At 36.7% G+C, this 14,298-nt stretch carries 14 protein-coding genes; 3 read left to right on the forward strand and 11 right to left on the reverse strand.

Going from position 1 to position 14,298, the window contains the following annotated elements:
* Positions 1–125: 125 nt before the first annotated feature.
* Positions 126–1,820: a PrpR N-terminal domain-containing protein gene (locus ACXAE4_RS18690; protein ID WP_247807216.1), complete on the reverse strand. Its 1,695-nt coding sequence runs from the start codon at positions 1,818–1,820 to the stop codon at positions 126–128.
* Positions 1,821–2,254: 434 nt separating this feature from the next.
* Here ACXAE4_RS18690 and ACXAE4_RS18695 point away from each other — a divergent pair, with 434 nt between their 5' ends.
* Complete coding sequence (locus ACXAE4_RS18695) at positions 2,255–2,551, forward strand: hypothetical protein (protein ID WP_028413740.1); 297 nt, start codon at positions 2,255–2,257, stop codon at positions 2,549–2,551.
* A 104-nt stretch (positions 2,552–2,655) separates the two neighbouring features.
* Here the strand turns inward: ACXAE4_RS18695 and ACXAE4_RS18700 are convergent, their stop codons facing one another.
* Positions 2,656–4,107, reverse strand: coding sequence for an NADP-dependent glyceraldehyde-3-phosphate dehydrogenase (locus ACXAE4_RS18700; RefSeq protein ID WP_033578695.1), 1,452 nt, complete (start codon positions 4,105–4,107; stop codon positions 2,656–2,658).
* Between the two features lie 524 nt (positions 4,108–4,631).
* Here ACXAE4_RS18700 and ACXAE4_RS18705 point away from each other — a divergent pair.
* Both ACXAE4_RS18705 and ACXAE4_RS18710 read left to right on the forward strand, forming a co-directional pair.
* The gene (locus ACXAE4_RS18705) at positions 4,632–4,772 is read left to right on the forward strand and encodes a hypothetical protein (RefSeq protein ID WP_165573386.1); all 141 of its coding nucleotides are present in this window, start codon (positions 4,632–4,634) and stop codon (positions 4,770–4,772) included.
* Between the two features lie 480 nt (positions 4,773–5,252).
* Positions 5,253–5,408, forward strand: coding sequence for an aspartyl-phosphate phosphatase Spo0E family protein (locus ACXAE4_RS18710; RefSeq protein WP_016763750.1), 156 nt, complete (start codon positions 5,253–5,255; stop codon positions 5,406–5,408).
* A gap of 135 nt (positions 5,409–5,543) precedes the next feature.
* Here ACXAE4_RS18710 and ACXAE4_RS18715 read toward each other — a convergent pair whose 3' ends face one another.
* The 9 genes from ACXAE4_RS18715 to ACXAE4_RS18755 all read right to left on the reverse strand — a co-directional run bounded on the left by ACXAE4_RS18715 (position 5,544) and on the right by ACXAE4_RS18755 (position 14,261).
* Positions 5,544–6,512, reverse strand: a complete 969-nt coding sequence (locus ACXAE4_RS18715) for an extracellular catalytic domain type 1 short-chain-length polyhydroxyalkanoate depolymerase (RefSeq protein WP_108674605.1) — start codon at positions 6,510–6,512, stop codon at positions 5,544–5,546.
* Between the two features lie 287 nt (positions 6,513–6,799).
* Positions 6,800–8,146, reverse strand: coding sequence for an MFS transporter (locus ACXAE4_RS18720; RefSeq protein ID WP_014460571.1), 1,347 nt, complete (start codon positions 8,144–8,146; stop codon positions 6,800–6,802).
* Positions 8,147–8,722: 576 nt separating this feature from the next.
* A complete protein-coding gene (locus tag ACXAE4_RS18725) occupies positions 8,723–9,133 on the reverse strand; it encodes a GNAT family N-acetyltransferase (protein ID WP_108674604.1) in 411 nt (136 codons plus the stop codon).
* 87 nt (positions 9,134–9,220) lie between these two features.
* Positions 9,221–9,505: a DUF5316 family protein gene (locus ACXAE4_RS18730; RefSeq protein ID WP_108674603.1), complete on the reverse strand. Its 285-nt coding sequence runs from the start codon at positions 9,503–9,505 to the stop codon at positions 9,221–9,223.
* Positions 9,506–9,670: 165 nt separating this feature from the next.
* Positions 9,671–10,153, reverse strand: coding sequence for a Cys-tRNA(Pro) deacylase (gene ybaK, locus ACXAE4_RS18735; RefSeq protein ID WP_034264724.1), 483 nt, complete (start codon positions 10,151–10,153; stop codon positions 9,671–9,673).
* Positions 10,154–10,413: 260 nt separating this feature from the next.
* Positions 10,414–11,403 carry an ABC transporter ATP-binding protein gene (locus ACXAE4_RS18740; RefSeq protein ID WP_108674602.1) on the reverse strand — a complete coding sequence of 330 codons (990 nt, stop codon included), beginning with the start codon at positions 11,401–11,403 and terminating at the stop codon, positions 10,414–10,416.
* Positions 11,396–12,394, reverse strand: coding sequence for an ABC transporter ATP-binding protein (locus ACXAE4_RS18745; RefSeq protein WP_028413752.1), 999 nt, complete (start codon positions 12,392–12,394; stop codon positions 11,396–11,398). Before ACXAE4_RS18745 ends, ACXAE4_RS18740 begins: the two co-directional genes overlap by 8 nt.
* Positions 12,391–13,206: an ABC transporter permease gene (locus ACXAE4_RS18750; RefSeq protein ID WP_475236600.1), complete on the reverse strand. Its 816-nt coding sequence runs from the start codon at positions 13,204–13,206 to the stop codon at positions 12,391–12,393. Before ACXAE4_RS18750 ends, ACXAE4_RS18745 begins: the two co-directional genes overlap by 4 nt.
* A 101-nt stretch (positions 13,207–13,307) precedes the next feature.
* A complete protein-coding gene (locus tag ACXAE4_RS18755) occupies positions 13,308–14,261 on the reverse strand; it encodes an ABC transporter permease (RefSeq protein WP_108674601.1) in 954 nt (317 codons plus the stop codon).
* Positions 14,262–14,298: the final 37 nt, after the last annotated feature.

The raw sequence follows: 14,298 nt of genomic DNA on the forward strand, positions 1-14,298 counted from the left end.
AAGAAAATAAAATTTAATATTTTCTAAATTGTTTAAAAATTAAACAACAAAAACCACTTTATCTTTACTAACTTATAGATAAAGTGGTTTTTAAATTTGACTCAATAGAATACATATAGGAAATTTTATTTTAGTTTCCGCCACAGAGTGGTTCGATTTATACCTAACCTTTCAGCTGTCTTTGTTTGATTCATACCCTCTTCTAACCATATTCTTTTTATGATTTTTCGTTCGATTTCTTCTAACGTTCCGTTTAAATCAATTTCCTGATTGTCACTTGTAACGCGAATGGTACTTATTACTTTCTTTAAATCATGAAGCTCTAAAAAAGCCCCTTCAGCTAATAGTACACTCTCTTTAATGATCTGTTTTAGCTGCTTTATATTACCAGTCCATTCAAAATTCTTTAAGTTTTCGTTTGCATCGCTACGTATCCCTACGATTTGCTTGCCGAATTTTATATTGTATTCCCCGATAAAGAAAAGAGCTAAGCTTTCGATATCTTCTTTTCTTTCTGTTAATGAAGGAAGGTCCAAGGTTAAACTAGCTAATAAATAATACAACTCTTGATCAAAACGCTGTGTTTCAGTTAAGTATTCGATACTTTTACGCGATAAAGTTATAAAACGGCACGTAGTTGAATTCTTTTTTAAGTAACTCACTAATTGTTTTTGAGTATCCAATTCTAAAAAATCTATATTGTTTAAAATAACGCTTCCATGCGGATTGTGGGCTAATAAATCATCATAGGAACTTTTGTCTAGAAGGCGCGCCCACTGTGCTTTTGAGAGAACTTCACAATCTATAATAAGCAGTGGATATTCACGTCTTTCACTATTAAGATGAATAAGTTTTGCTAGTCGTTCTTTTCCAGTTCCTTCTTCACCGCTAATCCATACAGGTTCTTCCGTATTAGCATAAATAGTTGCAGCTTTTAAAACACCTTGCATTCTCTCATTTTTTGTGACGATAGTAGTAAGGTTACTTGCAGAGCTTGCTTCGTTTTGTAAAGACACAATTGAGATTCCATCTATACCTTGATTTTCATTGGACTTATATTGATTAATGCGAAACATAATCAATTTTGAATGTGAGGTTTCCAGAGGATATCCTTTTACTGTCCAAAAGTCATCATCCCTACTAAAGACTGTTTCAAAAGAACCTGTGTTACATACAGTCTTTACAGCCTCTTCTACATTGAGGTTTTGTTTAAAGCTGTCAGTAAAATTCTTATTAAAATAAGGATTAGAAAAAATAGCCCGAGACGTTGAATTGTATACAACAATTCCTTCCATTTCATTTTGAATAATATCATAAGACATCAAGTAGTTTTTTTTGAAAGACGAAAGAAATCCATATATTTTCTTTGCATTTTGAAAAGATTTTAAAACACTTTCTTTTCCAGAAGTCAGCAATATACCATTGAGTCCAAGCTTTTCAGCTATTTTTACCGTAATGGCATCTCCAATAATATTTGTATATCCATCTTGCTGTAATTGAACTAAAATAGGCTCGATTTCTTTCTCGCTTTTGACTTTGTATGCAGACATATTGATATCTAGTATTTCACAAATTGTAGAAGCTCCTTCTGAAATAGGAGAGAACCCAACAATTGCTTTTTTTCCTGGGTAACCTTTAGCAAGCGTCAGCACGCGAAGCATATCGTAACCAGAAACTTCAATTTCAACAACCGGGATAGTCAACTCTCTTTGGATGAGTTCCGCCGTTCCTCCTCGACTGATGATGATATCTATGCCATTATGTATTGCATCTTTAGCAAGAGTCAGGCCTTCTTCTAAATCGCCTATCTCTACTTGCAACTCGAACTCTTCTTTTTCTCCTAGGGTAATCATTAGCTCTTTTAAACCGTTATAAGGAGCGATAGCCAGTACTTTCATTCAATCACCTTCTGTTGCATTTTTAAACACATCTATAATATACCAAAAAATTCTTTTGATGCAAAATGAATCAACTTACAAATATTTTTAAAAAAGCTTTATATCGATTAAATATAGGTAAGGCTTGAAAACACGGACAAAGGTTACCTGCTAAATGACCTCTTCTTTTATTAGTACAAACTTCTCTATATTGAAAATATACCCACTCATTTCACCAATTTTTCACTTTAACATGATATCCTGTAGTATAATTTTGTTTCACGTGCTAATTCCCATGAATTTTTGCTATTTAAGGTTATTCATTTTTATTAGTGGGAAAGTTACATAAATACAACACGTTATAGGGGGACTTTAACATGGATAAAAGAATTGAAACATTAAAAGAAAAACTGCCTGATAATCATAAAGAGGTTGCTGTTCTGACCTCTCATATTTTTGATGCGCTTGATAAATTAACAACTGAACATCGCAGATATGTTGATATTTCGGCAGCAGCCAAAATAAAGCCGAATCCGGATGAAGAGAAAGCTTTTTTTGATACCATCTATGAAGTAAAAACACTCATTATGTCAGAGCTCGAAAAAACCGTTGAAGATATAGAGCACAAAGGGGATAAAAACTGGCATAAGAACTATAAAGACGGAATCGAGTGATAGACAAATAAGACGTTTAAAAGCCTGTGCTTTTTGGAGCACAGGCTTTTTCCATGAGATTCTCTACATTCTACCGGGTCGATTGGATAGCTCATGGAATTCAATCATTGAAGGTTTAATACCGTTACTTTTTCACGAGTCATCGATTCAATACTTTTACGAATACCTTGAGCGCCCATACCGGATCCTTTTACGCCGATAAAAGGAAAATGATCGGGGCCGCGTTCTGTGCGGCCGTTGATTTGAACGGAACCGACTTCCATTTTATTTGCAATTGAGAAGGCTTTATTAATATCTTTTGTAAAAACGCTTGCTTGTAAGCCAAATTCTGATTCGTTTGCGATGTCAATGGCTTCTTGGTCAGAAGCGACGCGGATAATTGGTAACACAGGACCAAATGGTTCTTCCCATGCTACGCGCATAGTATCATTCACGTTATCTAAAAGAGTAGGATAGATAAGGTTGCCTTCACGCTTGTTCCCAGTCACAACTTCTGCACCTTTTCCGAGCGCGTCTGCAATTAAAATTTGAATAAAGTCCGCTGCCTTACTATCAATTAATGGAACGATTGTACATCCATCTTCAGGAGAACCAACTGATAGTTTATGTACTTCTTCTTTTAGGATGTCGACCAGCTCGTTTGCCACTTTTTCATGTACAAGTACACGTTTAATAGCTGTACAGCGCTGACCCGAATAAGAAAATGCTCCGCTTATAATATGTTTTGCTGCCTCCTGCAAATCTGCATCTTCACATACAATCCCCGGGTCTTTTCCTCCAAGTTCTAGTACAAGAGGAATCATGCCTGCCTTTTTAGCTAACTGAGTACCCGTATTTGTTCCTCCGGTAAACGAAATCATGTTAATGCCTTTATGTTCAACCAAGTAATCACCAATTACAGATCCGCGGCCCGTTACGACGTTTACAAGTCCTTGTGGAATACCTGCTTGATCAAGAGCTTCAATCATCTTAATACCGCTGATCGCTCCTTGCGTTGCGGGTTTGAAGATAACTGCATTTCCTGAAATAAGCGCAGGCGCAAGCTTAGCAGCTGACAAATTTACCGGATAATTAAATGGAGGAATCGCAAGTACCACGCCTAAAGGCACGCGTTCAACAATGGCAACTTTAGACTTAGAACCTCCAGGAAAACTATCTCCTTTCATGCTTTCTCCATTCATATGAAGGGCTTCTTCAACTGTATAGCGAATAAAATCAGCTGTGCGCACGACTTCATTCCGTGCATCTTTTAAGCTTTTTCCAACTTCTCTCATAATAATTTCGGCAATTTCACTCTGCATTTTTACCAGCTCATCTGCCCACTTATATAAATATTTGGCACGGTCTTGCAGAGAAGTTTCCGCCCACCCCTTCTGAGCTTTCTGTGCGGCATGTACCGCTTCATCGACTTCTTCTTTTGTGATAGCCTGCACTTTTCCAATCACATCATGACGGTATGGAGAAACAATATCGATCGTCTGCCCTGATTTGCTTTCTTTCCACTCACCATTCAGATAAAAAGAATAAGTTGATACATTTAAAACCGTTGTTGTCATAAAAAGTCCCCCTTAATAAAAGTGAAATTTATTATCGAAATTTTCAGTCTTTTTTACGAATGAAAACTATGTGAATATTTGAGCAAAAAGAATTCTACTTGTATTCATTTCTATAACTTTTATATTCCGTGTAACTCCCTAATCTTATACTGCTTACTTGTTGCCTTTAAAGCAGCAGCTTTTTTCTTTTTAACTTAAAACAAACCCTCGTATAATTTAATGAATATTTCGTATTTTTAATATATATAAATTTCTTTCATTCGTACAATATAAATAAGTTATCTTAATGATTAATAATTTTAATGATTCATGCCCCGAATACGAAGAAATCTTTATGGTTTCCTACTTTTTTAAGTGAAATGTCTGTTTTAAGCTCCCTTGATTGTATTTACTTTGGATGGATATTCAGGCGATGCATACACTCTTTTTATTCTATGTGTTGAGAAAATAAAATAAGGGTATAAAATAAATATAGGAAAATGAAGATGAAAGTAGAATATATATTCTAAAGGGAGGGATTTATTGTGATTGTTACTTTAGGTTTTGTGGCATCAATTATTGCGTTGTTTATGCTTTTTACTAACCGGACGTCCAATATCCCGGAAGAAATAATCCATGAAACAACAAATGCCAATAAAGAAGAGCAGTATATGTATTATATATAAAGCGTCTTAACAGACGCTTTTTTGTTGCGCTTTTTACAAAGTCTATAGCGGTTAGAAACGGCCCTCACCTATCATTTATCTTTATTTGTCAGTGCCTGATAGCCATAAATAGTTAAACAGAAACCAATAAATGAAAAAAAGATATGTTTTTGTTTAAAGTTGACTAACTTAAATAAGTCCAATCTTATGTTAACATGCCTAAATGTAATCTGATTATGCCTATATACAAAAAACAGGGTAAGCTCTGTTACTCCGTCAGTTATTTACAACCGGTGGAACAATTAGAGCGCAGCTTCGAGCAAAACGTTTAAGAGTTAATTCTTTTTAAATGAAAATATCTGAATTCAAAATACGACAGACTTCGACACTATCTATTTGTTACTATATTTTTTAGGTTCTATTTTTAGATTTGAACCGTTTTTACATAAAAAATTCAATAATTTAAACCTTTAAAATGACGTGGCAAGTGGAGGAAACTTAATGTGTTTCAAATGTAGGCTACTGCTGATAAAGATAGAATTTATACGAAAAATGATGATGATGATTGCCCTAGAAGAAGGGTTTACAAGTAGTAATACGATTAAAATCAGTCAGGATCTAGATGTATTGTTAAATCGGTTTGAAGCTACTTGTTAAGAAATGCTGGTTGATAACAGAAAAGGATCTTTCGATAAGATCCTTTTTTACTGTTGGTAGACGATTATTCGTTTCAAGAAAATGAAAGGCAAATGTTATTTAGTAACATATTGTGATCGCTCTTTCATGCTCTATTTAATCATTGTGGGCTTCAAAAAAATCCCACATCATTTTTGAAGCATTAGGACCTTTTGAATCAGTATCTGATCCATTGTCATTTCCACCTGACCATGCATGCCCCATATCCTCTACCATAATTTTTTTCATCCAGATTTTATTTTCTGCATCTACGTAGTCATAAGTTATGTAACTATAATGATTTTCGTTTTCCCTTGAAGTGTAAGAAGCAGCATTTTCATGTAGGTCGATACCGAAATACTTATATGTATAAATCCACTGCTGAATTAATGTAGACGCATTAATTGGATTAACTGTTGTATCTGATTGGCCATGAACCGTAATGATGGGAACAGGCCGTGCGTAAGGTCCCATTTTCTTATAAGCTTCATCACCGTCAAATTCAGGATTTAGAGATCCATATAGCATAACTTCTCCGGCTGTTATGAGGTCTACAGCATACGCATTACTGCCTGCTGAATGAATGCCTACCGCTTTAAATATATCAGGATAAGCAATAGCCATCACATTCGCCATAAAGCCTCCAGCTGACATGCCAGCAAGGTATATATTAGTAGAATCAATCGCATACTTAGTGGTTATGTGATCAATCATATCTTTTATTATGTCTGGCTCTCCATTACCGCGAAACTGGTTATACTCATAAAACCAATTCCAGCACCCGTTGGAATTAGCAAAGTAATTCATTTGGGGATAGAGAACAATAAAACCTTTTTCTTCCGCTAGCTTATTCATTTCCGTACCCGCAGCAAAATCATCTGCGTCTTGTTGACACCCATGAAGCATAACGATTAATGGTACTTTACTTAATCCAGTATATGTACTTGGAACATATACCTTGTAGGTAAAATAATCATCATAATTATACTCTTTCCAAATAGGTTGAAAGAACACGCTCTGTAATTCTATTAAAAGCGTAGAAGCAGTTAAAATTGGATTTGTAAAAAAGGAACATAAAGTATTCACGGAGTTTACCCTCTCTCTATTTCTGATGTATATACTCTCTATTTCGTTATATCACAAAATAATCCTTTTATTATGGCGCTGATCTTTTTTATATGCCTTTAATTATTTTCCTCTTTATGCTTTAATCGTACAAATTCATAATGCAAAACTATAGAAAAAAGAATTCTATAGCAAGAACCGTCACTTAGTGCGTTTAATACAAGTATACGCGCGGAATACTAGAAAAGGACGGGCTATAAAAGCCCGTCCTTTTTTATGTTATCAAACGATTATTTATTTAACCAAAATTAAAAACTGATATTATTTGGCGGTACATTGTCTCCTTTGTCATCTGTCTTGAGCTCGGACTCTATGTATGAATCTTTAGAGGATTCTCCCATACGCCAATAAACAAGAAAGCTGATGGCAATACACCCTGCTACATAGAAGAAGAAAATTGATTCATGGCCAATACTTTTTAGCCATAGTGCGATAAATTCTGCTGTCCCTCCAAATATGGCAACTGTAAGTCCGTACGGTAATCCTACACCAAGAGCTCGAATCTCTGTTGGAAAAAGCTCAGCTTTTACAATTGCGTTAATAGATGTATAACCAGTTACAATGATAAGTCCAACTGTCATTAATAAAAAGGCCATGACTGGGTTATGTGCTTGCTTCATAAAAAGAAACAGCGGTACAGTCAGCAATGTTCCCAAAATACCAAAGCTCATTAACAGAGGTCTGCGTCCAATTTTATCAGATAGCATACCTGCTATTGGCTGAATAACAACAAATACAAGTAGCGCACAGAAATTAATCCAGCTTACGACTCCTTTATCCAGACCTACACTGTTTACCATAAATTTTTGCAAATATGTTGTATACGTATAAAAAGCGACCGTTCCTCCTAAAGTTAAGCCAATAACGGTTAATACTGCTTTAGGATGCTTCATAAGTGCTTTAATAGTCCCTGCGTTTTCACGGCTTTCAGAGTCCATTTTAGAAAATTGTTCTGACTCATCCATTGTACGGCGCAGCCATAAAACGCTTAGCGCTCCGATAGCTCCAATGACAAAAGGAATACGCCAGCCCCATGAAATCATATCTGCTTCACTGAGAACGTTTTGCAGAATAATTTGAACACCTAATGCTACCAGCTGACCAGCAACAAGCGTTACATACTGAAAGCTTGAATAAAATCCTCTTCGCCCGCTGCTTGCCATTTCAGAAAGATAAGTTGCAGACGTTCCGTATTCTCCCCCTAAGGAGATTCCTTGAAGCAAACGTGCGAGTACTAGAATAATAGGAGATAATAATCCTATCGTACTGTAGCTGGGGGTACAAGCGATAATCAAAGAACCGCTCGCCATAATCGTAATAGATAAGGTAAGCGCAGCACGGCGACCATATCGGTCCGCGTAGCGTCCCATTAATAAACTACCGATTGGACGCATTAAGAAACCGACGGCAAAGATTGCCGCTGTGTTAAGCAGCTGACTTGTTGGATCGCCTTCTGGGAAAAATTGCGATGAAAAATAGACGGCAAAAGCAGAGTAAACGTACCAATCGTACCATTCAATTAAATTCCCAACAGATCCTTTAAAAATATTACTTGTAACACGCCTGTTGTTTGCAGCTTCACTGGTATGAGCCATGAGTGATCCCTCTTTTCTTTGAGTGTTTAATGTTGGTTCTCCTGTAACATGAAGTAGTAAGTAATTTACCAGCAAATCTTTTTTAACAGCTAGATTGTATTGCTTTCTATAAAACCTGTTCAACCAATTATTTATATAATGAGAGCGCTTAAAAAAGGTTGAATAATTCATTTTGATATTACCTATAGATACAAAATAAGCGGGTTTAAAAGCGGCTGCTGTCTATTACATATGTAGTGTTAATCCTCCCTTCTATTTATATATTGTACTATTGATTTATTAGAAAATATAATATTTTCTAATTATTTATACAAAAATTTTACAAAGTTTGGTTTTCTAATTTATATGTGAAACAGAAAAAAACCACGTTCTTTAAGTAAGAACATGGTTAAGAAAATACTCTTTTCAACTTGAGAGTGTAAGCTGCTTACATTTACATAATATGTAGAATAAACATAACTTGTACTAAGCTCTAACCTAAATTTAAGATAATTATCGAATTTTAATCTTATCCTCTAATATATATACAGCCATAGATGTTCTATAATTTTGTTACATTGGCAACCTTAATTTGGCTCATTTGATTTTAAATTCACACAAAAAGCGTTCCACTCCGAGATATTTTTCACCTAAACTTGTTATTTGGAAGCCAAAATTAGAATAAAAGTTTACTGCCTCTTTATCTGTCTCAGCAAAAATAGAATGTATATCATAGTTCTTACAAAGAAAGCTAATCATGCTGCTTCCTATTCCTTTCCCTCTCTCTTTTGGTAAAACAGCTATATGTTTTACAACAGCTTCCTTGGCGTTAAGAAATTCAACTCCTATACAGCTAACTGTTTCTCCATTTACTTCAATACTATATAATTTCCGACTTGGCAAACAAGTGTATTTTTTATATTCTCCATCAACCTTCTCTTCTAAAGTGGCATAAGATAACAGCTTTTTTATTGTCGGGTTCACCATAGTTGAAGTGATTTCTTTCATCCTAGCACCTCTTTTCGCTATTATCTTATGAATAATTAGTTTGTTTTTTAGGACCTTGCGGCTTGCTCTTACATGTCGAAGAATAAACTATACAAAGTAATGAATGAGAAGAAATACCCCGAGAACTGGAGCGGCAGCTAACATAAGGTTTATAGAGTTTGTAATTCTCCACTTCTTGTCCGTTTTTGATTCTGTGGAAAGGTTAGCTCTCATTCGATCACCGCTTACAGCTACTCCAGATATGATAAGAGCTAGCCCCACTAATATAATGAAAGCGGTGAAAAGTACTGTTTCTGAATTTACGTTAGCTATTGTACATGCTACTAAAAGAATAAAAGATAAAATGAACCCACCAATAATTGATTTAATCATTTCTGTCTTCCTCCTAGTTTTTTTATAAAACCCCCATGCATTATCTATATAATATCATTTTTTCTATATTTTTACTTTTATTTTTCGTTATTCCAACAGTAATTAAAGCAATTAAAAAAGCGAAACGCTTATGTCTAAGTGCGTTTCGCTCAAGGGAACTACATTTCAACTATCTTTTGTGATGTCTGCCGGACGTATACGAATTACTTTTGATAAGTCACTTAGTGGTAGCTGTATCTGATGACCTACACGCCCGCCTGAAAAGTAAATCGTTTCACAGTCTTCTGCCGTAGAGTCGATGAAGGTTGTGAACTGCTTTTTCATTCCGATAGGAGAACACCCGCCGTGAACATATCCTGTAAGAGGTAACAGCTCTTTTTGAGGAATCATTTCTAAGGACTTTTCACCAGCTGCTTTTGCCGCTTTCTTTAAATCAAGCTCCTTTTCAACCGGTACCATGAAGACATAATGTTCTTTTGATTTCCCTACGGTCACAAGTGTCTTGAAGACTTTAGCAAGATCCTCTCCGAGCGAAGTAGCTACCTGTACTCCACTCAGATTTTTAGTTTCATAAGAATAATAATTGTACTCAATTTTTTTCTGATCTAAAATTCGCATTACGTTCGTTTTGTCTGCTTTTTTACCCATAATTATCACCGATACCATCATAACACGTTTTGTTTTCATATCTCCATATATTAGGATAGGTAGGTTAGTAAGGGTTATTCATATCTTTTATATAAAAATGAATCTAATATGCTAAATAATGACTTTTCACTATCCTTGGAACCCGCGGTTTTCACAGGAAAAAAGCCACTAGAGGCACTAGTGACTTTTTTCATTTATGTCTATTCAATTGTTCTACTGTATCAATACGGTTGTCTTCCATATCGCTACAACTTTTCACATTAATTATATAGATGACATTTTACTTTATGCTTGCTGTCAATCACTGTGTCTTCAGGTGTTTCTTTCATGCAGCGGTCAAATGCGAACGGGCATCTTTTATGAAACGCACAGCCTGAAGGTGGATTAAGAGGAGAAGGAATTTCACCTTTAACCTCAATTTTTTCGCGTTTTTCATGTTCGTGAATTGCCGGGACAGATGATAAAAGAAGTTTTGTGTAAGGATGACGAGGATTTGAAAAAATCTCATCTGTTGGCCCTTCTTCTACTAATCTTCCTAAATACATCACGCCAACGCGGTCTGCAATATGTCTTACGACGCTTAAATCGTGGGAGATAAAGAGATATGAAAGCTTCATTTCTCTTTGCAAACTGCGCAGTAAGTTTAAGATTTGTGCTTGAATGGATACGTCCAGTGCTGAAACCGGCTCATCACAAATGATAAGCTTTGGGTTTAAAATTAATGAACGCGCAATGCCTATGCGCTGGCGCTGGCCGCCTGAAAATTCGTGCGGATAACGGTTGTAATCTTCTTCATTAAACCCAAGCTTTTTTAATAACTCAATGACAAGCTGCTTTCGTTCGCTTTTGGCACCTACATTATGAATTGTTAATGTTTCTTGAATGGAAGCACCAATTTTTTTTCTTGGATTAAGAGAAGTATGCGGATCTTGGAAAATCATTTGTAAATCTTTACGAATTGTCCGCAAGCGTGATGCTTTAGATTCGAAAATACTTTCTCCATTAAACTGTGCTTCTCCGCCCGTTGGTTCTACTAATTTTAAAAGCGTGCGCCCCGCTGTACTTTTCCCGCACCCAGATTCACCTACTAGTCCGTACGTTTCGCCTTCATAAATATCAAAGGATACATCTTGAACTGCTTTGATTTGGCCCTTCGCTTTCCCTAAGGCAGAACGAACCGGATAATATTTTTGCAGGTTGCGAACTTCAAGCAAGGGCTTGGCACTTTGCTGCTTTGCTTCACTAGACATACGCAACCTCTCCTTCTTGAATTTTTTCATAGTGCCAGCATCGAACGCGATGCGTATCATCGGCATGCTCTAAAACAGGTACTTCTTTATGGCATTTTTCCGTTGCAAACGGGCATCTTGGTGCAAAACGACAGCCGTCCGGCACGTTTGAAAGCGGCGGAACCGTTCCTGGAATGGACGAAAGCTCTTTTGTTCGGTCGCCATCTAAGTGAGGAACCGACTTAATTAAGCCCATTGTATAAGGATGAAGCGGCTTTGAAAACAGCGTTTTAACGTCCGTTTCTTCCATCACTTGTCCTAAATACATCACAGCTACTTTTGTACAAATATTAGCGACAACTCCTAAGTCATGGGTGATGAACAGCACGCCCATGTTGAGCTTGTCTTTTAAATCCATCATAAGGTCAAGGATTTGCGCTTGAATGGTTACGTCTAAAGCCGTTGTTGGCTCGTCGGCAATAAGAAGCTTCGGCTCACAGGCTAAAGCCATCGCAATCATAATGCGCTGCCTCATTCCTCCCGAGATTTCATGCGGATACTCTTTTGCTCGCTGCTCTGGAGACGGAATGCCAGTTAGTCTTAAAAGCTCTACGACTTTCTTTTGCGCTTCTTTTTTAGAGACTTTTTGATGCAGACGAATCACTTCAGCAATTTGTTTTCCAATTGGCATAACAGGATTTAATGACGACATGGGATCCTGGAAAATCATTGAGATCTCGTTTCCTCTTAGCTTTTGAATTTGCTTTGAAGACATGTCTAATAAGTTTTTTCCTTCAAACAAAATCTTACCATCGTAGCTTGTTAGGTCTTCATCTAATAACTGAAGAATAGATTCGGACGTTACGCTTTTTCCAGATCCGGATTCACCGACAATGCCCAATACTTCTCCTTTATTTAATTGAAGAGATACATTGTCAACAGCCGTTACTTCTCCGCTATACGTTGTAAAAGTTACTTGTAAGTCTTCTAATTTTAAAAGGGCGTTACTCAACGTTTTTTCCTCCTTTTCTTCAGCATTACGTTTTTCGGATTTAACCAATCGCGCAGACCGTCACCAAATAAATTAAGGCCAAGTACAATTAAAATGATAAATACACCCGGAAACACGGTCATCCACCACGCGTTGTAAATTGCAAGCTTTCCGTCATACAGCATATTTCCTAAGCTTGGTGTTGGCGCAGGAATTCCGGCTCCTAAAAAGCTTAGCGAAGCCTCTGTTAAAATCGTCACGGCAAACACGTATGTTACTTGAACGATTAAAGGCGATAAGACGTTTGGCGCCATATGAAAACAGATGATTCGAAGTGAGCTTGCTCCTTGAGCTTTTAGCGCTTCAATAAATGTTTTTTCTTTTACAACAAGCGCAGCTGAACGAACAATTCTCGCAATCGAAGGAATAAATACAAGGCTCAGTGCGATAATAACATTGCTTGTTTTAGGTCCTAAAGCAGACATGATGGCAATTGCTAGTAAAATAGACGGGAAAGCAAACAAGCCGTCACAAATTCTCATTAAAATATAATCAAGAATTTTATAATAAGAAGATAAAAGTCCAACGATTAAACCAAGTACAGTAGCAATAATCGTTACTGCGGCTCCAATCATTAACGATATTCTGACGCCGTACATTGTCCGACTAAATACATCTCGCCCAAAGTTATCCGTTCCAAACCAGTGCGTGCTTGACGGCGGTGCTAATCGATTTGCAGGGTCGATTTGTAAACTGCCAAAAGGAGAAATGAGCGGAGCAAAAACAGCAATCAAAATAGATAATAAAATAAGTATCGCTCCTCTTACTAGCAAACGATTTGAGAAGAAACGCGCTGCCGCTGGGTTTCTTTTTTCTTTGAAGTTACTGAAATGGTCTCTGTATTTTGTTGTGCATTCACATTCATCACCCTCCTTTAATCATGATAAGAATTGCGTACACGCGGATCGATCACGGCATACAGCAAATCAACAACTAAATTGATGACCACATAAGCAACCGTAATTAAAAGTACAGCTCCTTGAATAAGCGCGTAATCACGGCGTTCAATTGATGAAACAATCAGCTGACCTAATCCCGGGATGTTAAATAATGATTCTGTTACTGCCGCGCCGGTCACAAGTCCCGCAAATGATTCTCCGATAACTGTTAAAATCGGTAAAAAACTCACGCGCAGCGTATGCTTAAGCATAATTGTGCGTTCATTTAATCCTTTTGCTTTTGCCGTTTTAACAAAGTTCTCAGAAATGGTATCGAGTAAAGATGAACGCGTCATACGTGTAATTAATGCAGCTTGAATCGCTCCAAGCGTAATCGTTGGTAAAACTAAATACTTTAAGTATTCAAATAATCCGGCATTTAACGGAACGTATCCTGAAACAGGGAAAATTCGAAGCTGTACAGCAAAAAGCAAAATAAGGAATGAACCGAGAAGAAAGCTAGGAATAGAGATACCTAAAAGGCTGGCTCCCATAATGCTTTCATCACGAATCGTTCCTTTATGTTTAGCTGCATATATACCAAATAGTAAAGCAAACACCACGCCAAAAATTTGCGCAAGTATAGCTAGAGAAACCGTAGGACCTACGTTATCCCAAATTGCCCCGAGCACAGGTTTATTTAAAAAGTAGGAATAACCAAAATCTCCGTGAAAGATGTTAGATAGCCAGATAAAGTATTGATTGACAATAGGCTCATCCAATCCCATTTCTTTGCTTAGCGCTGCAATTTGTTCCGGACTTGCGCCTTGTCCTAAAATGATTGCTGCGGGACTCCCAGGCGTTAAGCGTGTAATTAAGAACACAACAATAGATACAATGAATAAAACAGGAATTAGTGCAAAAAGTCTCTTAAGTGTATAAGCTCCCATCGTAAACTCCTTTCTAAAACAGAGAGCGTAAGCCCTC

Source organism: Priestia sp. ABM2_011 (assembly GCF_056158845.1).